The following is an 18259-nucleotide window of genomic DNA, read 5'->3' as shown; positions in this document are numbered from 1 at the left end:
TTGAGACGTGCGTGCGTTGCTGCGCGCGGGTTCGGACTCGGGTGTGCGATCGCGGGAATGATCGGGCTCGCCGCCGGTTCGCCGGCTCAGGCCGCCCTGACGTTCAACCTCGTGCCCGCCGGCGGAATGAGTGCTCAGGCCATCGCCGGATTCAACGCCGCGGCGGCACGCTGGTCCAATGTCTTCAGCGACTCCGTCACCATCAACATCAACATCAATTTCACCACGCTCGGAGCCGGCATCCTCGGCTCCACCAGTTCGTCGCATGTGACGACGAACTACACCAACTTCAAGAACGCCATGAACGCCGACGCCACCAGCACCGACGACGCCTCCGCCACCGCGTCGCTTCAGTCCGGCTCATCGTTCAAGATGCTCTTGAACTACACCAGCAATAACCCCAACGGGTCCGGCAGCGCGACCACGTACCTCGACAACGACGGCGACGCCAACAATACGACCGTCTACATGACCAATGCCAACGCCAAGGCGTTGGGCCTGCTCGCCGCCAACAATCCCGCCGTCGACGCGAGCATTGCCTTCTCCGACCAGTTCACCTGGGACTTTGATCCGACCAACGGCATCACCGGCGGCGCCTACGACTTCGTCGGCGTGGCCACGCATGAAATCGGACACGTGCTGGGATTCATCTCCGGCGTCGACATCCTCGACACCAACAGCACCAGCCCCAATTTCTTCGCCGACAACGTCTTTACCTATGTCGACCCGCTGGACATGTTCCGATTCTCCGCCGCGAGCATCGCCGCCGGCGGCGCGGGCACCATCGACTGGACCGCCGGTTCCGCCTCCAAGTATTTTTCCATCGACGGCGGCGCCACCAGTCTGACGACCTTCTCGACCGGCCAGGTCCACGGCGACGGCCGGCAGGCCAGCCACTGGAAGGACAATCTGGGCATCGGCATCATGGACCCCACCGCCGCGCCGGGCGAACTGCTGTCGATCTCCACGCTCGACCTGCGGGCGTTCGACGTCATGGGCTGGGACCTGGCCTCCGTGACCGTCGCCGCGATTCCCCTGCCCGAGCCGGCGGAACTGGGCGTGCTGGGCCTGGCCTGCATGCTCTTCATCCGCCGCCGCTGGCGCCTGTATTGATCGCCGATTGATACGCCAACAAAAAAGCCCCGCGCGATGCGGGGCTTTTTCATTGGGTTCATGCATGCGGCCGCCCGCTCAATCCTCCGGGGGATTTTCGAGCAGTTTGCGGAAGTCGGCGATAAGCCGGCCGGTGACGGGCCCGGGCTTGCCCGAGCCGATCGTCACATCGTCGATCTTCGTCACGCCGATGACTTCCGCGGCCGTACCGGTCAGGAAGACTTCGTCGGCGGCGTAAAGGTCATCGAGCTTGAAGTCGGCTTCGCGCGTCTTGATGCCGGCCTTTTTGGCCAGTTCGAGCACGACGCCCCGCGTGATGCCCGGCAGCGGACCCGCCGAGAGCGGCGGGGTCGTCAGCACACCCGCCTTGACCATGAAGATGTTGTCGCCGGTGCATTCGGAGACATTGTGCTGATAATTGAGCATCAGCGCTTCGGGGACCTTGGCTTTGACGGCCTCGATCTTGGCGCGGATGTTGTTGAGGTAGTTCATGCTCTTGACCGCCGGGTCCATCGCAAGGGGGTGATTGCGGAGGGTCTTGGCGGTGATGATGGGCATGCCCTTCTCGTACATCTCCGCGGGGTAGAGCGAGATGGTGTCGGCGATGATGAACGTGTTGGACTTTTCGCACAAGTAGGGATTGAGCCCCAGGTACCCCGTGCCGCGCGTGACGCAGAGGCGGATGTACCCATTGGCGATCCCGTTGTTGGCGCAGGTCCGCCGGATGCCCGCTTCGAGTTCTTCGAGGGTGTGCCGGATTTTCAGGTCGATCCGGCTCGCGCCGTCGAAGAGGCGGTTCAGGTGCGTACGCATCTTGAAGATCCGCCCGTTGTAGGCGCGGATGCCTTCAAAGACGCCGTCGCCGTAGAGCAGACCGTGATCGAACACGCTCACGCTCGCCTGCGCGGCGGGGACCAATTCCCCGTTAAACCAGACGGCTTTGTCGGACACGTCGAGTCTCTCGGTAGGTGATGATTTGTCGCGGGAGCAGCGGAGCGATCAGGCGGCCTTGTGGGCGGACAGCGCGGCCTTGGCGGCTTCGACAATGGCGTCGAAGGCGGCGGGGTCGGCGATCGCGATCTCGCTGAGCATCTTGCGGTTGAGGCGGATGTCAGCGAGCTTCAGGCCGTTGATCAACTGGCTGTAACGGATCGTGCGGGTCGAGCAGGCGGCGGTGATACGCGTGATCCACAACTGCCGGAACTCGCGCTTGCGGGCGCGGCGGTCGCGGTAGGCGTACACCCCCGCCCGGGTAACCGCTTCAAAAGCACGGTAGAAGAGCCGCGAGCGGGCGCCGCGATAGCCCTTGACGGCTTTGAACAGACGATTCTTGGATTGACGCCGAGCGGCGCCCTTGCGTGCGCGAGGCATGGGGAACTCCTGTCAGTATCGCGGATTCGGGACTCCGTCACATGCGGAGATTTCGTCGCCCGAGCCGCAGATGGCGGCGGCGGCAGCTATTTACTGCTCGCGGCCGATCAGTCGCATGTGCAGCACCCTCTCGAGCTTCTTGGCGACCGGCTTGGACACGACCAGCGCCTGCCGAAGCCGACGCGAATCCTTGCCGTTCGTCGCGCTCATGAGGTGGCTCGTACCCGAACGCTTGTGCTTGACCTTGCCCTTGCCGGTCACACGCATGCGTTTCAACGTACCCTTGTGCGATTTGAGCTTCATATCGAGCCGTCCTGTCCGTAGGTCATGAATCCAAAGTGGAGCCCCATAGTTTAGCGACATCTTGCCCAACTTCAAGTCCAGCCCAGCCGGGAAACTGGAAGGCGGAGCCCCGGCCGCAAACCCGCCCTGCCTCGCGCTTCCGGGGGTTCGAGTTTCGAGTTTTGGATTTCGGGTTTATCATGGGCGGATGCCGCCCAAGATTTCCGTCTGCATCCTGGCCTGCAACGAGGCCGCCAAGATCGCCCATACCCTCGAATCCGCCCGGGCCTGCCCGTGGGTGGACGAGATTGTCGTCTTCGATTCGGGCTCGACGGACGACACGGTCGCCATCGCTCACCAGTTCACGCCCCGCGTCGAGTATCACCCTTGGGTCGATTTCACCACCAATCGCCGGCTGATCGTCGACGCCGCCGCCAATGACTGGGTGTTCATTCTCGACGCCGACGAGGAGATCAGCCCCGAGCTTTCCGCCGCCGTCGCCGCCTTGCGTGATGATCAATTCCGGATGCACCCCGTGATCACCATGCCCCGCCGCAATTACCTGCTCGGGCGTCACGTGCGGGCATGGGACCCCGACCGCATCGCCCGCCTGATCGACCGCAAGCGCGTCGCCTGGCCCCAGCGCTCGATTCACGATCGCCCCGCCCCGACCGACGGCAGCGTCCTGAACCTCGCCGCCCCGATCTATCACAACCGCTACGCCGACCATTGGAACGACTACTTCGACGGCGAACGCTACGAGAAGCGGGCCGACGCGCTGGCTCATGAAATGTACGCGCAGGGCAAGCGCGTGGGGCTGCTGGGCCTGTGGTTGCGGCCGTGGGCGGCCTTCGTCAAATTCTTCTTCCTCAAACGCAGCTTCCTCGACGGGTCGTTCGGCCTCCTCGTCGCCCAGAAAGCCGCCTTCAGCGTCCAACTCAAATACGCCCGCCTCTGGCACCTCCAACAGCAAAAATCATCCAGCCCGTAACCCCCGCTTCGCACGCGCAGCTCCCTTTGCAAAATCCCCCGGCGCCCCGAGCCGAACCTCTCGCACGGGGGCCGTCACGCGCCACCTCTGCCCATTATCGCCGCCAAATCAACGCCTTCCGCACGCCGGACGCCAGACCCGGCGCGCACAGGCGCGCCGGTGCGCACCCCGATGGAGCGCCGCGTCACACCCTTGCGCGACTTTTCAGGACTTATATCCACGCATGCGCACGCCGGCTGCTAATTTGCCCTCCCCGTGCGCCAAATGCGAAACATCCATGCGCGATGATTTGCAAAATCCCACATCACCCCGGCCCTCCGTCCGCCCGCCAGATCGTGCCGCATTCAGTCCGCGATCCCCCATCGCTTGACCGCCTCTAACCCCGCACGTCCGCGAAGTCGATCTCCGCCGCCGTGTCGACAATCACACGCGTTCGCGTTGAGGGGTTCTCCCTTTCGCTCGTCGGATTCATCGCCGGGTCCAATGCATGGGGCATGAGGCATGAGGTATTTGTCATCGGTCATTTCGGAAGACACCGCCGTCGATTCGGCATCCACGTGGCAGACAGGTGTCGTTCTCATTGCGAGGCAAGTCTGAGCCGGGCCGCCCTCGGCCCGGGGATTTTCAGTGTCGTAGTAAAAATGGGATATGGCACGCCGCATTCGGGCAATCGGCAGGATGAATCCTGCCCAACATGCTGGCCAACACGCCGTGTCTGATATGACCAATGACAAATGACCAATGCATTTGTCATCAGGCATTGGGCATTTGTGATTGGTTAAGTCGGAGGGCGAGCGGGGGCGGATCAGAAATACGGATTCGCCGCGGGGACGTAGTTGCCCCAGTCGTTTTGGAAGCCGTAGGCGCGGCGGGCTTCGCCGCCCCAGCTATGGAGGCGGAGCATGTTCTGGAAGGGCATCCAGCTCACGGAGCCGTCGGTGTAGAGTTGGTTGCCGCCGGCGGGGAGCAGTTCGTTGGCGGCGGCGGGATTGGCCAGGGGCAGTTCGCCGTTGCCAGCGAGGTGGCTGGGCATGTTGGCGTAGGCGGTGGGCCGGCCGGCGCCCCAGGCCAGGTCGATTTCCATGGTCGTGTCGGACGCCAGCAGCCAGTCGCCGTGCGCCGCGGCGATGTTGACGGGGCTGCGCGAGGGGACGGTCAGACCGGCGGGCAGGGTCCATGTCTTGATCCCGCCGAAGTACTGATAGGCGATGACAAGCTGGTCATAGCTCGTCGTGGCTGTCTCCCACTGCGATTGGTAATCGCGCGAGGGGCAGTTGAAGACGGGTGAGGGCGGGAGGCGTTTATATCCGCCGCCGACGTCGACGGGGATGTCGCCGACGAGGTTGACGGTTTTGAGCGCATCGATGCCTCGGTTGCCGGTGACGTTCACGAAGGCGATCTGGACGTTGAAGGTATTGGGGGCGAAGAAGTCGCCGTGGTTGGAGGTGGTGTAGGTGATGGCGCAGGCGCCGATGGATTTGAGATGGGAGAGACAGACGGTGCGCTTGGCGATCTCGCGCGAGCGGGAGAGGGCGGGCAGGAGAATCGCGATCAGCAAGGCGATGATGCTGACGACGACGAGGAGTTCGATTAGGGTGAATGCGGGGTGACTGAAGTCACCCCGCCTCGGGGACGTGCATCGGTGATGCGGGGCAAGCGCCGCTGTCGGGCGATCGTGATGCGCGTCGGTGTGTTTCATTTTCGTCGTCGGAACGCGAGGGCTCCGAGCAGGGCGAGGCCGGCGGGGAGTGCGGCGGGGGCGGGGATGAAGGCGACGGATTCCTGGAGGATCAGGCCGTTGAGGAAGACGAAGGACCCGGGTGCGCCGGAGCGGCCGAAGATCGTCATGTTCGTCTGCGTGGCGGCGAAATAGGTGGTGAAGCCCATGGCGGCCTGCGCGGTGGAGGCGGCGCCGAGGTTGAACGCGCCCTGTTTGAAGGGTGTGGTCGAATTATTGAGGAACCAATCGGTATAGACGCCGCTGTTGGCGCTGGTGTCCTGCGAGAAAATGGTGAGCGAGTAGAGCTTGCCGAGCGTCAGGCCGCTCAGGTCGATGCGCATCTCGGCGTTGGAGAGGATGAAGTCATTGAAGAGGGCGTCGCCGGAGTTGTTGCGATTACGCGTGGGGTTGTCGGTGCGGTCGGAGGTGACGGTGACGGTGACGGAGCCGCTGGTCAGGGTGCCGATGTTGTTGACGGGATTGATGGCGGAGAAGCCGGCCTTGGTGACGTTGGTGGGGCCTTGTCCGGCGTTGGTGTTGTTGATGTCGGCCTTGATGACGTCGGTCAAGGCGGGGATGGCGGTGACGGAGAGGCCGTTGAGGAAGGCCAGGGCGTTGCCGGCGTAGCCGGTGGACCCGCGGGTGTAAAGATGAATGGCGCCGGCAGCGTCGGAGGTGAGGTTCAGGTCGAGGAAGCCGGAGTTGGGACTGGCGAGGCGGTTGTCGTAGAACCCGACGAGTGCGGGGTCGTTGGAGTTGAGCGTGGCGGGTGCGGAGGCGCCGGCGAACCACAAGCTGCCGGCCTTGTCGTTCTGTGTGTCGTAGGTGTAGACGCGGACGGTGTAGGCGGTGTTGGGGGCCAGGCCGGTCAGGTCGGCGCGGAGGGCGTCGGTGGTGACGGTGCTGCTGGTGCTGGTGAAGGTGAAGTCGCGGAGGAGACTGGCATCGGGGTTGCCGGCGAGGACGCCGCCGCCGGTGCGGTCGCGGGATTGGTCATTGGGGTTGGTGATGGTGAGTTTGACACCGCTGGGGGCGGTGGCGTTGAAGGTGTTGGAGCCGGCGCCGTTGCCGTCGTCCTGCAAGCCGGTGTAGCCGGATTGTGTGACGGGGCCGGTGGGGAAGTTGACGTCGAATTGGGCGCTGGCGGCGAAGCCGGGGATGACGGTCGATGCCGGCGCGGCGGCGGCGAGGGCAAGGGACGACACAACAGCGATGGCGAGGGTCTTCATGCTCAGTCTCCTTCGGGGTCGAATTGAATGGAACCTCTGGTCCACCATTATAACCTCAGGAGCGAGCGGAATGAAGATAATTCTTGCGGCGGCCGATCAGGATCAACCCCAACAGCGCGAGGCCGGCGGGGAGGGCGGCGGGGGCGGGGATGATGGTCAGTTCGATGCCGTTGACGATGACGATGCCCGATCCGCCGCCGAAGGGTTGGGCGAGAATGTGCATGTCGCCGTTGGCGTCGGCGAAGAGGTTCATGATGAATGCGGCGGTCGAGGGGGAGGAACTGGTGATGGTGTGGACGGCGAGGGGGGAGCCGCTGATGGCGTCCTGATACCACTCGCTTTTCGTGCCGTTGTTCTGCGAGTCGTAGGAATAGACGGTGACCTGATAGAGCGTGAAGGGTCGCAGGCCGGCCAGATCGAGTTGGACGGATTGGCCGTCGTTCTCGAAGACGAAATCGCGCAGGAGATTGAACTGCGGATTGGAGGAGGGGAGCGAAGCGGTGTTGCCGCGGTCGCGGAATTCATCAAGGGCGCCGTTGATGGTCAGCGTGGTCAGGAGGGATTCGGTGCTGGTGGGGCCGACGGCGGTAACGGGGGTGTATCCGCTTTGCGTGGTGCCGCTCGCTGTCGAACCGTTGATGTCGAACTGGACATGATTGGCGTAGATGCGATCGCTGGCGGGTTCGTTGTAGAGTTCGAGAATGTCCGAGTCGCTCAGGGCGCGGTTGTAGACGCGGAAGTCGTCCATGCGTCCGTTCCACGATTCGGAGCCCTGTCGGCCGATGAGCAGGGTGTTGATGACGGTGCTGAAGGAGCCGGAGTAGGCGACGTTGTTGGTGGTGTTGACGCCGTCGACGAAGACCTGGTAGCTGGAGCCGGTGCCTCGGAAGGTGACGAGGGACCATGTGCCGTCGGGGATGGCGGAGTCGGCATCCTGCGGGAGGTCGTGCGTGCCGCCGGCGATGATGCGTCCCCAGACCTGGTCGGAGGTATTGACCCAACCGCCGAGGGTCTTGTTGGCGGCGTTGCCGTCGTTGATGGTGAACAGGCCATTATTGACGGAATTGCCGGTGGCGGAGCGGTTGACCCAGAGGGAGACGGTGAAGCCGGAGGAACTGAGCGTGGAGATGGGGGCGGTGATTGAATCGCTGGAATCGAAGAGTGCGGCGGTGATGCGCGTCGGGTCATCGACGATGTCGACGCCGCTGTTCGTGCCCTGAAAGTTGTTGCCGCCGGAGTCGAGGCCGGGATTGGCGGGACTGTCGAAGGCGTATCGGCTCACGAGGCCGGTGGTGATGTCGGCTTGCGTGCTCGCGCACTGGAGCAGCGGGGAGGCGGCGATCAGGACGGCGGGGAGGATGGACTTTCTCATTTCATTGCTCCTTGTCAAAGTGTGCGGGCGGCGCATTGCTGATCGAAGTCGCGGGCGCAGGGTCGGCGTCGGATTCGGCGATGGTCAGGCCGTTGAAGATCACGATCGACGGGTCGCCGCCCCAGGGTTTGGCGACGAGGCGGAGTCGGCCGCGCGTGTCGGAGGTCAGGTGCAGCGTGAACGCGCCGGCGGCGGGGTTCTTGCAGTGGATGGTGTGCACATGCAGCGGGGCGCCGGCTGCTTCGTCGGCGAACCAGGCGCTTTTGGTCTGATCATTGGACTGAGCGTCGAAGGAGTAGACGGTCAGGTCGTAGGCGGTCTGCGGTCGCAGGCCGTCGATGCGGATCGTCACGGGATCGCCGGAGTTTTCGTAGACGAAATCGCGGAGCAGGTTGTAGTGCTCGACATCAGGGCTCAGTTCATTGCGACGATCGCGCCACTTGTTGAGATTCGCGCTCAGCGTGACGGAGACGCCCAGCGACGTCGCCGCCCCCGGCCCGACCGTCAGCGCGGCGGCGTCGGGATCGGTGATGGAACCGCCGCTCGCTTCGCCGTCCACATCGAACGAAAGGGCCAGCGGAAGGATGCGGCCGGCGCGGCTGATGCGCCGACCCTGACCGGCTTCGAGGACGAGCGCGGCGGGCTCCACATCGTCGATGCGCACGCGGCCTTCGAGCACCCGCAGGCGGGCGGAGCCGTCGGAGGCGTCGTCGATGGCGAAGCGCGTGCCCAGGTCGACGATGTGCGCGTGACTGATCAGGCCCACTGTGAACCCGCGCGCGGCGGCGGGGACGTAGGCGGTCAACAGGCCATGCCGCAGATACCCGCGGTTCTCGCCGGTCATGTCAAATTCGCACGGCCCGGTCAGATCGACGACCGCGCCGGAGCGAAACGCGATCTGGGCCGACCCGCGTTTGAGCGCGATCACGCCGGGCAAAAGGTCGGAGCCGAGCGCGTGCGGCGCGTCGATGAACTGCGCGTTGTCGGAAAGGTCCGAGAGGAGAGCGATGGGGGCGGGGGAGTGCGGAATGGGGAGTTGGGAGTGTGGAGCAGCGGGCAGGAAGATGTACAGGAGCGCGCCGGCGATGACGAAAAGCGCGGCGATCGCTGCCATGACGCTGAACCCCGAACCCTGACCTCTGAATCCTTTTGCGTACCAGACGCTTCGCCTCAGAGCCGGCTCAGCGTCGGCGTGGGGGCGACGGGTGATTTTGCCGACCCCTGACACCTGAGCGACGAATCCTTCCTGCGGAGCCAGCTCGGCGAGGCAGCGTTCCTGAAGGCAGCGGTCGACGAACATCCGCCGCGCGGCCGCATCGCCGGCGAGCATGGCATTGAGCGCACTCGTCTGCGCCGCGTCCGCCACGCCCTCCAGGTATCGCGCGATCAACTCCTCCAGCGCCATGTTCGTCATCGCGTCACTCATGGCTCATCCGCTCCCGCACGCAATCGGACAGGGCGGCATGCGCCCGCGTCGTCGTCTTGTAAACCGCCGCGACACTTAAACCCAAATCCGCCGCGATCTGCTGCGAGCTGCACGAGCGCATGTAGCGAAGGTCGATGATCCGCCGGGCATGCGGCGTCAGATGCGAAAGACACTCCCGCAATGCGTCCATCAGCCGGTTCGTCGGCACCGCGTCGCGCTCGGCCCACTCGCCTTCAAGCTGATCCAGCACGCCGGCGTCGAGCGTCAGCGGTTTGCTCCGGCCCTGACGCAAGGCGTACAGCGCCCGGTGCCGCGCCGTCGTCCGAAGCCACGCCGCCAGCACCGCCTCATTTTCGATCTGCTCGCGCTTCTCCACCGCGATCACCGACACGTCCTGCAAAACATCCTCCGCGATGTGCCCGTCATGCACGATCGACCAGATATACGCCAGCAGCTTGGCGCGGTCGCGCATCAGCGTTCGCACAATCACATTCTGCGGGACGGACATGAAAGGCCTCCATCGCTCATATCACAGCCGTCAGGCGCTTTAGGACACCCCGCCGGAAAATATTTTGAAGATTCCCGCCTCGTTCTACGCCTTCAATCGCCGCCGCAGCCGCAAAAATCCCCATCCCCCCAGCATCATCACAAAACTCGCCGGCTCCGGAAGCAGCCGGGCGTACAACTCAAAATGCCCATCCCGGTCCACATCCTGCATCCAGACCGCGAATTGCCCGTCGGCGGTGAAGTCGAATTTCCCAAAGTGCCCCAAACCCAATCCCGTGTTGACCAGAAACGGATGCACCGACCCGTCGAGCGCCGACGCCATCAGCACATCGCCCGTCCCGTTCCCGTCCGCGTCCTCAAGGTACAGCACCCACCGGCTGTCCGGCGAAATCACATAGTCCAGCACATCGCGCGACCCGCCCAGCGAATCGCTCACCAGCCGTTCCTCGCCGCTCGTGCCCAGTTCCGCGATGAACAGATCGAACACGTTGTCGATCAATTCATCCGAGCGATACACGACAAACCGGCTGTCGGGCGTGATTTTGAAATCGAGCACATCGCGCGTGACGTTGAACGCCGGATGCACGCGCGTGACAGGCCCCGTGCCGTCCGTCAAAGCCGTGTAAAGCTCCGCCACGTTGACGCTCGCCCCGTCGCCTCGAAACACCGTCCATTTCCCATCCGCGCTGATGTCAAAATCATCGTAAATCTTCCCGCCCGACGGCGTGACGAACTTCGTCTGCAACGCCACCGCGCCGATCGGCGTCGTGTACAGCGCACTGACCCCGCCGTCCTCCGGGTTGCCCCGGTACACGACGAACCCGCCCCCCGGCGCGACCTTGTACGAGAACACCTGACCGACCGGACTGGCCTGGCTGATCAGTTCGCCCATCTCCGAGCCGTCCGTATGCGAGTAAAACAACTGCTGATGACCCGTTGAAAGCTGCGTGGCCAGATACACCACGTCCTGCCCATCGTCGGTGAGTTGGAAGTTGAGCACCTGCCCGCCGCTCACCAGTGGTCCGCTGAGCTTGATCGCCGGCTGCGTGTCGCTCCCGCCGATTAGCTCGTTGACGCCGTTCGTGTCGCCGTCCGCGTGATAGACGAAGGTGTAGGTCTGCCCCGAGCCGAAGTGCGCATCAAACCCGAACACATCGCCCCCGACGACCAGCGGGGCGCTGATCTTCTGTTGCGAAGCCGACAGATCGGTCGGGCGGAAGTACAACTCGAACGTCCCCGCCGTGTTCAAGTCGCCCAGGTAGATCGCCCGATCGCCATCGGATGAAAGCACAGCGTTGAAAACCGCGCCGCTGGGGGCGAACGCTTCGCTGATCTGCGTGACGCTCGCATCGGCATGCTTGAAGAAGACCAGATCGTCATGTCCGTCGCCGTCGACGTCGCCAACCAGGCCCAGCCCGTCGGGACTGGCGTCGATCCTCTGCTCCGCGAATTGAAGGCCCGTCGGGAATCGATTGCTCAGCAGCAACTCAAACGCGCCGCCCGGCTGATCGAATCGCTTCGTGTTCGTCCGCGCCAGATCCGTTTGCCCATTGCCGTCAAAATCCCCCTGCACGATGGGAATCCTGATCTCGGCGAAAAGCTCCTCCAGGTCGTATCTCGACGCATCGAAGTCCGCCACCCCGTCCGGCGCGATCTGATGCAGCCGGCTCGGCGACGCCTGCGGCACTTCCGCCCGCAGCGTCATCGCGCCCATGAACATCAACCCCGCCCCCGCCATCGCGCGTGTGCTCAAAGTGGTCATCGCCGGTTCCCCGTATGTGCGTCGATGTGCGTCCGTCGCTCCCGATTCGTACCTTAACGCGCTGGGCCGATCCGCGAAACCCTTTTTTTGAAGATTTCATGCGGGATCGCCCCATTTGTCGCATGCCCGCGGGCGTGGTAACTTATGCGACTGCAATCTGAAGGAAGGATCGAACATGAAAGTGAATTGCGATCGCGGTGTGCTTGTCGAGGCCCTGAACCTGATCGGCGGAGCCGTGCTCAACCGCACGCCCAAGCCCGTCCTGCTCTGCGTCAAGCTCGAAGCGGCGGGCGGCGTTCTGACGCTGGCGGCGACGGACATGGAAGTCGGTATTCATCTTTCGATCAACCAGGTCGAGGTCGTCGAGGACGGAGCCGTGCTCGCCCCCGCCGACAAGCTCACCGCCATCGTCCGTGAATCCGCCGACGCCACCATCACGATCGAAACCGACGAGGAGGCGACGCATATCCGCGGCGCTGACTCGCATTTCAAAATCTATGGCCCCGCCGTCGAGCAGTTCCCGCCCGTCGAACCCTTCGCCGGCGAACCCGACTATCAGATCAAGGCCGGCACGCTCAGCGACCTGATTCAGAAGACGATCTTCGCCACCGCCCGCGAGACGAGCCGCTACGCCATCAACGGCGTCCTCGTCGAACGCGAAGCCAAGAAACTCACCATGGTCGCCACCGACGGCCGCCGCCTCGCCCTCGCCAAAGGCGCCTGCACCGAAGCCAAGGGCGAGCCCGGCGGGACGATTGTGCCCACCAAGGCCCTGAACCTGCTCATCAAGCTCCTCGACGATCCCTCCGAAACCGTCCGCGTCAAAGTCGCCGACAATCAGGCGCACTTCGCCACCGAGCGCGCTTCACTTTCGTCCAACCTCGTCGAAGGTTCGTTCCCGCCCTACAAGGACGTCGTGCCCAAGGATCAGGACCGCAAGGCGTCGTTCAAGACCGACCTGCTCGCGTCCGCCGTGCGCCGGGCCGCGCTGCTCACCAACGAAGAATCCAAGGGCGTCAAGTTCGCCTTCAGCGGACAGGAGCTGGCCCTGTCGAGCCGCGCGCCCGAGATGGGCGAAGCCGAAGTGCATGTGCCCATCGAGTCCTACACGGGAGACGCCGTCGAAATCGGGTTCAACCCGCAGTTCATCCTCGACGTCCTCAAGGTCGCCGACGCCGACACGATCGCCATCGAACTCAAAGCCCCCAACAAACCCGGCACCCTCAAAGTCGGCACCGACTTCCTCTACGTCGTCATGCCCGTCAGCTTGGGCTAAGCCGCTCACGGCTTGGCACGAGTGAGATGTATTTAACGAGCCGCGACCGTCAGGGAGCGGTCAGGGCGTCACCCATTGTCACGCGCCTTGACCGCTCCCTCACGGTCGCGGCTCGTCGATCAAAAGGCAACTCACCTATCTCGACCCCCGTCACATCACCCGCATCGAACCCCTCAACGGCAACGGCCACCACGCCGCCGACTAGCCGCTCGCGGCTTGGCAGCATTCGTGGCGCGCCGCCTATAATTGAGCATGTCTTCCGGTGAGGTCCATGCCAATCTGACCATGCCGTCCGGCCGCGCTCCTGACGCCCCCGGTGGCGTGGACGCGAACGAATCGTCCCACATTCCCAAATTCCTTGGCCTCCCTGTCCGCAGACCGGAACTCACCGACGAGCAATACATTGAGCAACTCCGAAAGAAGCTTCGCCGAATGCGATTACTGGCATGGTTCTTCATTCTGTTGGCGGAGTTTCAGATCGTTCTTTTGGTGTTTTGTTTAGTGCTCGTTCATCGCTGGGAGGAACTTATTCGCGGCCTCACGAGCGATCCGAACGATGACGGCAACCTGAATGTCTCCGCGATGCGTGCCGGCCTTGTGATCGGCATCTCGTTGGGGTTTTTCGTTTCGTCGATTATCTCTGGCATCATCGCGGCGGTAATTCACGCCTATCAATTGTTCAAACGAGGATTGACCCGCTCCGAAAAGCTCGCGATCGAGTATCATGATCTGATTGATCATCTACTCGAACGCGAGGATACCCGCCATGATTCTTGACCGGCATCAACCGATGCAATCGTTGATCGCGACCGCGGTGCTTGCATGCACAGCGGTCTTTTCTTTGGCGGCCGATCTGCCCCAGGTGCAGCGGCCGGACCTGAAGATCGAACTCGTCGCCGAGGCGCCGCAGATCGTCACGCCCATCGCGATGACCGTCGATCCCAAAGGGCGCATCCTCGTCGTCGAGTCCGCCACGCACTTCCGCCCCAAGGACTACGCCGGCCCGCCGCACGACCGCATCCGCGTCCTCGAAGATTCCGACGGCGACGGCAAGGTCGACAAGTTCACGACGTTCTATGACCAGAGCGATCTGACGATGGGCCTCAAGTGCGGGCCGGACGGGTACGTTTATGTCGCCACGCGCAGCGGGATGTTCAAGCTGCGCGACACCGATGGCGACGGCGCGGCCGACGAACGCATCGACCTGTCCCATCTCGAAACCACCGCCAATTACCCGCACAACGGCATGAGCGGTATGGCGTTCGACGATGCGGGCCACGTCTTCGTCGGCATCGGCGAAAACCTCGGGCAGACCTACACGCTCATCGGCGCCGACGGCAAGACTTACAAGTTCGACGGCGAAGGCGGCAACATCTTCCGCTTCGACCTCGACGGCAAGAACCTCACGCACTACGCCACCGGCTTCTGGAACCCGTTCGGGCTGTGCATGATTTCGCATCAGCGCCTGCTCATGATCGACAACGATCCCGATTCGCGTCCGCCGTGCCGGCTCAACCATGTCGTGCCCGGCGGGGACTACGGATATTCGTTCCGCTACGGGCGGTCGGGGCTGCATCCGTTGCAGGCATGGGACGGCGAACTGCCCGGCACGCTGCCGATGCTCAACGGAACCGGCGAAGCGCCGACCGGCATCGTCTACTACGACCGCTACAACATGCCCGCCGATATCTTGGGCCGCGTCATCGTCACGTCATGGGGCGATCACCGCGTCGACTCGTACCCGCTGACGGCCCGCGGCGCGACGTTCGCCGCGCCGCTCGTGCCGCTTGTCATCGGCGGCGAGGACTTCCGCCCGACGGGCATGACCATCGCGCCCGACGGATCGATCTACTTCGGCGACTGGGTCGATCGCAATTACACATTGCACGGCAAGGGCCGCATCTGGCGTTTGTCCAGCGACACGAAACTCACGTTCGTGAAGGAACCGGACCCCGTGCCGGTCACCGATGCGGAGAAGCGGGCGAATGATCTGCGCGCCTCGCGCGATGTGCCGACGCTGCTGGCGGCGATGAGCGATGCGGACCCGTTCACGCGCCAGGCGGCGGTGTACGGTCTGTCGCAGTTGCCGGGCCTTTCCGATCTGTCATGGTCATCGCTCGAAGCACCACAGCGCCTCGGCGTCGTCGAAGCGATGCGACTGGCCCACATGGACGCGCACAAGGTCGTGCCGGACGCGCTGCGCGACGGCAGCGCCGATGTGCGGCTGTTTGCCGTGCGATGGATGAGCGATGATAAGGTTAAGGACATGGAGCCGAACCTGCTGGCGGCGCTGGCGGACGGCAACGTGATGACGTCGCGGCTATTCTCGGCGTATCTGGCGGCGATCGAGTGGCTCGAAACCGGCAAGGTCACGGGCAAAGGCGAGTCGATCGACAAGTACGCCGTCGAGCGGCTCAAGGACGCCAGCAGCACGCCGACCATTCGCGCCATGGCGCTGCGCGTCATCGACCCGAACCACGGCGCGGTGTCGCTCGATCTATTGAGCGAACTGGCCCACGGCGCGGACAAGCATCTGGCGCTCGAAGCCGTGCGCACGCTCTGCGATAAGAAGGACGGCGGGCGATTCGATGTGCTGATGAAGATCGCTGACGATCACGCCATCGCCGCCGATGTGCGGGCGGAAGCCGTCGTCGGTCTCGCGGCGGACGTAGACAAATTCAAGGGCGAACTTGAGAAACTCGCCGGCGACAGCGAAGGCGTCGTCGCCGCGGAGGCCAAGCGCTCGCTGCGCACCGCGCCGCCCGATGCGGCGGATCGTCCGGCGATCACGGACGTCGATGGCTGGCTCAAGGTCGTCAGCGAAGGCGGCGACCCGGAGACGGGGCGTCGCGTGTTCTTCCAACCCCGACTCGCTGCATGCAACCGTTGCCACCGCATCGACGGTCGCGGCGGGGAGATCGGACCGGAGCTTTCGGTGGTGGGGCGTCGCGCGACGCCGCGCTGGCTGCTCGAATCGATTCTGACACCGAGCCGCGAAATCGCCCCGCAGTTCGTCGCGAATGTCATGACGATGAAGGACGGCAAGACGCTCATGGGCATCATGCTCCCGCAGGGCGGTCAGAACGGCAAACAGACCTTCGTCGACCCCGCCGGCCAGCGCTTCACGATCAACACCGACGACCTCACCGACCGCAAACTCATGGACGTCTCCGTCATGCCGATGGGCCTTTCGGCGGCGCTGACGAAGGAGGAGATGCGCGATCTGGTGGCGTATTTGATGACGCTTAAGTGAGTGGTCTTCATTCCCTCTCCCTCCGGGAGAGGGTGCGTTCAAGTACCGGCTGGTTTCGATTTGCAGCGCGCCTCCATCCGCAGCCACCCTCACCCCAGCCCTCTCCCGGTGGGAGAGGGGGTAAGCATTACGACTGAAGCGGGACGTGCGAGTGCATGTGCTGCGACATGAGGTCGCCCGCCTTGTCGGCATCGCGAGCGCGGAGGGCTTCGATGATGACGGCGTGTTCATGCACCGACTGCGCGAGGCGCTGGGGGCTGATGAAATACATTTCGCGGTGCAGGCGGATGCGGTCATAGAGCTGGCCGAGGATTTCCTCCAGCAGCGCGTTGCCGCTGCGATGAACGAGCAGGGCGTGAAAGCGCTGGTCGGCATCGAGCCAGGCATCCACATCCGCATCGCTGGCGATGCAGGCGTAGCCCACGGCGAGCGTCTGATCGAGCCGGACGAAATCGGGTTGCGACAGCCGGGCGCATGCCGCACGGGTCGCCACCGGCTCCAGCGCCGATCGCACGGCATTGAGGTCCGCGAAATGCTCCGCTGACGGCAACGTCGTCGTCGCGCCGCAGTGAGGGCGAAAAGCGATCAGCCCGTCGCGCTCGAGCAAACGCATCGCTTCGCGCACCGGCGTGATGCTCACATCAAATTCCGCCGCGAGCTTGTCGACGATCAACCGCGTGCCCGGGGCGATGACGCCGCCGAGAATGCGCTTGCGCAGTTCATGATGAACCCGCCCTGCGAGCGTCCGCATCGTCGTGCGCGGCGGGGGGACGGCGGATGAATCACCCCTCCCTCGAAGGGAGGGGCCGGGGGAGGGATTCGAATGCGTGGCGACATCATCGATCAATGAAAACGTCCTTCGTAGTCGAAATCCCCCTCCCTTGAAGGGAGGGGGCTGGGGGAGGGATTGATTCGCGCAGCGCAGTCCGGCAATTTGTGCGTTGCCCCATTCGAAATCCCCCTCCCAACCTCCCCCTTCGAGGGGGAGGGGTTGAGGCGGCGATTGACAGTGATGGTGGAATCCGTATCATGCATCATGCATGATCTTAACAAGATCATGTGGCATTGCAAGATACGATTCCAAACAACATGTTTTGACGAGGCCGCCCATGCGACCGATTGTGCAGATTTCCCTCGATATCATCGAGCTTGACGAGGCGCTGGCGACGGCTCAGATGGCGCTGGATGCGGGCGTGGACTGGTTGGAGGCGGGGACGCCGCTGATCCTGGCGGAGGGGATGCACGGCGTGCGGGCGCTGCGCGAGCGCTGGCCGGATACGCCGATCGTGGCGGACCTCAAGACGATGGACGGCGGGTATCTGGAAGCGGAGGTGATGGCCAGGGCCGGAGCGACGCATGTCGTCGTCATGGCCCGGGCGCACGAGGAGACGATCCGCTGCGTCGTCAAAGCCGGGCGCGATCTGAACATCAAGGTCATGGGCGACAACCTCGGCTGCGCCGACATGGTCGACGCCGCGAAGCAGCTCGCCGACCTCGGCTGCGACTACATCGTGCATCACATCGGCTACGACGAACGGCGCGGCATCGGAGCCCGGGGCCAGCGCATGCCCAGCCCGCTCGATCAGCTTCGCCAGGTCGTGGCGGCGGTCGACGTGCCCGTGCAGGCGGTCGGCGGATTGTCGATCGAGCAGGCGGTGGCGACGCCGGGCTACGGCGCCCCGCTGGTCGTGCTTGGCGCGCCGCTGACGATCGACGCCGATGCATTCAAAACCGCGGACGGCAATCTGGCGGCCTCGCTGCGCATGATCTGCGATCGCGTGCATGAGCATGGCGATGTCCCGGTGGGTTCATCTTCAAAGTCGACGTCATAAAATCATCGAAACGAGGTCACCCATGAGCGAATCCGCCGTCGTCAATTTCGCATCGGAAAAGTTCAGCGTCGAAGTGCGTCAGATCGCCCGGCCGACGATCGGCGAGAGCGATGTGCTGCTTCAAG

16 protein-coding genes are annotated in these 18259 nt (G+C 63.9%); 6 read left to right on the top strand and 10 right to left on the bottom strand.

Going from position 1 to position 18259, the window contains the following annotated elements:
* Positions 1-57 precede the first annotated feature (57 nt).
* Positions 58-1113, top strand: a complete 1056-nt coding sequence (locus tag GC162_06815; protein MBI1368350.1) for a PEP-CTERM sorting domain-containing protein — start codon at positions 58-60, stop codon at positions 1111-1113.
* A 78-nt stretch (positions 1114-1191) separates the two neighbouring features.
* Here GC162_06815 and ilvE read toward each other — a convergent pair whose 3' ends face one another.
* The 3 genes from ilvE to GC162_06800 all read right to left on the bottom strand — a co-directional run bounded on the left by ilvE (position 1192) and on the right by GC162_06800 (position 2847).
* Positions 1192-2064, bottom strand: a complete 873-nt coding sequence (gene ilvE, locus GC162_06810; GenBank protein ID MBI1368349.1) for a branched-chain-amino-acid transaminase — start codon at positions 2062-2064, stop codon at positions 1192-1194.
* A 48-nt stretch (positions 2065-2112) separates the two neighbouring features.
* Entirely contained in the window at positions 2113-2484 is a 372-nt protein-coding gene (gene rplT, locus GC162_06805) for a 50S ribosomal protein L20 (GenBank protein MBI1368348.1), read from the bottom strand.
* Positions 2485-2574: 90 nt separating this feature from the next.
* Positions 2575-2847, bottom strand: coding sequence for a 50S ribosomal protein L35 (locus GC162_06800; GenBank protein ID MBI1368347.1), 273 nt, complete (start codon positions 2845-2847; stop codon positions 2575-2577).
* Positions 2848-2974: 127 nt separating this feature from the next.
* Between GC162_06800 and GC162_06795 the strand changes: the two genes are divergently transcribed.
* Positions 2975-3757 (top strand): glycosyltransferase, encoded by a 783-nt coding sequence (locus GC162_06795; protein MBI1368346.1) that lies wholly within the window; start codon positions 2975-2977, stop codon positions 3755-3757.
* Positions 3758-4562: 805 nt separating this feature from the next.
* Here GC162_06795 and GC162_06790 read toward each other — a convergent pair.
* The 6 genes from GC162_06790 to GC162_06765 form a co-directional block, all read right to left on the bottom strand.
* Complete coding sequence (locus GC162_06790) at positions 4563-5456, bottom strand: prepilin-type N-terminal cleavage/methylation domain-containing protein (protein MBI1368345.1); 894 nt, start codon at positions 5454-5456, stop codon at positions 4563-4565.
* The gene (locus GC162_06785) at positions 5453-6706 is read right to left on the bottom strand and encodes a hypothetical protein (protein MBI1368344.1); all 1254 of its coding nucleotides are present in this window, start codon (positions 6704-6706) and stop codon (positions 5453-5455) included. The genes GC162_06790 and GC162_06785 overlap by 4 nt, the downstream gene beginning before the upstream one ends.
* A gap of 55 nt (positions 6707-6761) precedes the next feature.
* Positions 6762-8114 carry a hypothetical protein gene (locus GC162_06780; GenBank protein MBI1368343.1) on the bottom strand — a complete coding sequence of 451 codons (1353 nt, stop codon included), beginning with the start codon at positions 8112-8114 and terminating at the stop codon, positions 6762-6764.
* Positions 8080-9504: a hypothetical protein gene (locus tag GC162_06775; protein ID MBI1368342.1), complete on the bottom strand. Its 1425-nt coding sequence runs from the start codon at positions 9502-9504 to the stop codon at positions 8080-8082. The genes GC162_06780 and GC162_06775 overlap by 35 nt, the downstream gene beginning before the upstream one ends.
* Positions 9497-10012: a sigma-70 family RNA polymerase sigma factor gene (locus GC162_06770; protein MBI1368341.1), complete on the bottom strand. Its 516-nt coding sequence runs from the start codon at positions 10010-10012 to the stop codon at positions 9497-9499. The genes GC162_06775 and GC162_06770 overlap by 8 nt, the downstream gene beginning before the upstream one ends.
* Before the next feature lie 84 nt (positions 10013-10096).
* Complete coding sequence (locus tag GC162_06765) at positions 10097-11773, bottom strand: hypothetical protein (GenBank protein ID MBI1368340.1); 1677 nt, start codon at positions 11771-11773, stop codon at positions 10097-10099.
* 175 nt (positions 11774-11948) lie between these two features.
* Here GC162_06765 and dnaN point away from each other — a divergent pair, with 175 nt between their 5' ends.
* The 3 genes from dnaN to GC162_06750 all read left to right on the top strand — a co-directional run bounded on the left by dnaN (position 11949) and on the right by GC162_06750 (position 16302).
* Positions 11949-13049: a DNA polymerase III subunit beta gene (gene dnaN, locus GC162_06760; protein MBI1368339.1), complete on the top strand. Its 1101-nt coding sequence runs from the start codon at positions 11949-11951 to the stop codon at positions 13047-13049.
* Positions 13050-13301: 252 nt separating this feature from the next.
* On the top strand, positions 13302-13826 hold the full coding sequence (locus tag GC162_06755) for a hypothetical protein (GenBank protein MBI1368338.1): 525 nt from the start codon (positions 13302-13304) through the stop codon (positions 13824-13826).
* Positions 13816-16302 carry a c-type cytochrome gene (locus tag GC162_06750; protein MBI1368337.1) on the top strand — a complete coding sequence of 829 codons (2487 nt, stop codon included), beginning with the start codon at positions 13816-13818 and terminating at the stop codon, positions 16300-16302. Before GC162_06755 ends, GC162_06750 begins: the two co-directional genes overlap by 11 nt.
* A 127-nt stretch (positions 16303-16429) precedes the next feature.
* On the opposite strand, the gene GC162_06745 is transcribed toward GC162_06750, so the two are convergent.
* Positions 16430-17053, bottom strand: coding sequence for an FCD domain-containing protein (locus GC162_06745; GenBank protein MBI1368336.1), 624 nt, complete (start codon positions 17051-17053; stop codon positions 16430-16432).
* A gap of 358 nt (positions 17054-17411) precedes the next feature.
* Here GC162_06745 and GC162_06740 point away from each other — a divergent pair, with 358 nt between their 5' ends.
* Positions 17412-18134: a D-arabino 3-hexulose 6-phosphate aldehyde lyase gene (locus GC162_06740; GenBank protein MBI1368335.1), complete on the top strand. Its 723-nt coding sequence runs from the start codon at positions 17412-17414 to the stop codon at positions 18132-18134.
* Positions 18135-18259: the final 125 nt, after the last annotated feature.

This window comes from Planctomycetota bacterium, assembly GCA_016125255.1.
Lineage (GTDB): Bacteria > Planctomycetota > Phycisphaerae > Phycisphaerales > Zrk34 > RI-421.
This window is presented reverse-complemented; position numbering and strand designations above follow the sequence as displayed.

What these genes read in the sequence shown, in the direction of transcription:
- GC162_06815 (MBI1368350.1), top strand. Translation starts at nt 58, where the DNA reads ATGATCGGGCTCGCCGCCGGTTCGCCGGCTCAGGCCGCCCTGACGTTC.
- rplT (MBI1368348.1), bottom strand. Translation starts at nt 2,484, where the DNA reads ATGCCTCGCGCACGCAAGGGCGCCGCTCGGCGTCAATCCAAGAATCGT.
- GC162_06800 (MBI1368347.1), bottom strand. Translation starts at nt 2,847, where the DNA reads ATGTCGCTAAACTATGGGGCTCCACTTTGGATTCATGACCTACGGACA.
- GC162_06795 (MBI1368346.1), top strand. Translation starts at nt 2,975, where the DNA reads ATGCCGCCCAAGATTTCCGTCTGCATCCTGGCCTGCAACGAGGCCGCC.
- GC162_06790 (MBI1368345.1), bottom strand. Translation starts at nt 5,456, where the DNA reads ATGAAACACACCGACGCGCATCACGATCGCCCGACAGCGGCGCTTGCC.
- GC162_06785 (MBI1368344.1), bottom strand. Translation starts at nt 6,706, where the DNA reads ATGAAGACCCTCGCCATCGCTGTTGTGTCGTCCCTTGCCCTCGCCGCC.
- GC162_06780 (MBI1368343.1), bottom strand. Translation starts at nt 8,114, where the DNA reads ATGCGCCGCCCGCACACTTTGACAAGGAGCAATGAAATGAGAAAGTCC.
- GC162_06775 (MBI1368342.1), bottom strand. Translation starts at nt 9,504, where the DNA reads ATGAGTGACGCGATGACGAACATGGCGCTGGAGGAGTTGATCGCGCGA.
- GC162_06770 (MBI1368341.1), bottom strand. Translation starts at nt 10,012, where the DNA reads ATGTCCGTCCCGCAGAATGTGATTGTGCGAACGCTGATGCGCGACCGC.
- GC162_06765 (MBI1368340.1), bottom strand. Translation starts at nt 11,773, where the DNA reads ATGACCACTTTGAGCACACGCGCGATGGCGGGGGCGGGGTTGATGTTC.
- dnaN (MBI1368339.1), top strand. Translation starts at nt 11,949, where the DNA reads ATGAAAGTGAATTGCGATCGCGGTGTGCTTGTCGAGGCCCTGAACCTG.
- GC162_06755 (MBI1368338.1), top strand. Translation starts at nt 13,302, where the DNA reads ATGTCTTCCGGTGAGGTCCATGCCAATCTGACCATGCCGTCCGGCCGC.
- GC162_06750 (MBI1368337.1), top strand. Translation starts at nt 13,816, where the DNA reads ATGATTCTTGACCGGCATCAACCGATGCAATCGTTGATCGCGACCGCG.
- GC162_06745 (MBI1368336.1), bottom strand. Translation starts at nt 17,053, where the DNA reads ATGCGGACGCTCGCAGGGCGGGTTCATCATGAACTGCGCAAGCGCATT.
- GC162_06740 (MBI1368335.1), top strand. Translation starts at nt 17,412, where the DNA reads ATGCGACCGATTGTGCAGATTTCCCTCGATATCATCGAGCTTGACGAG.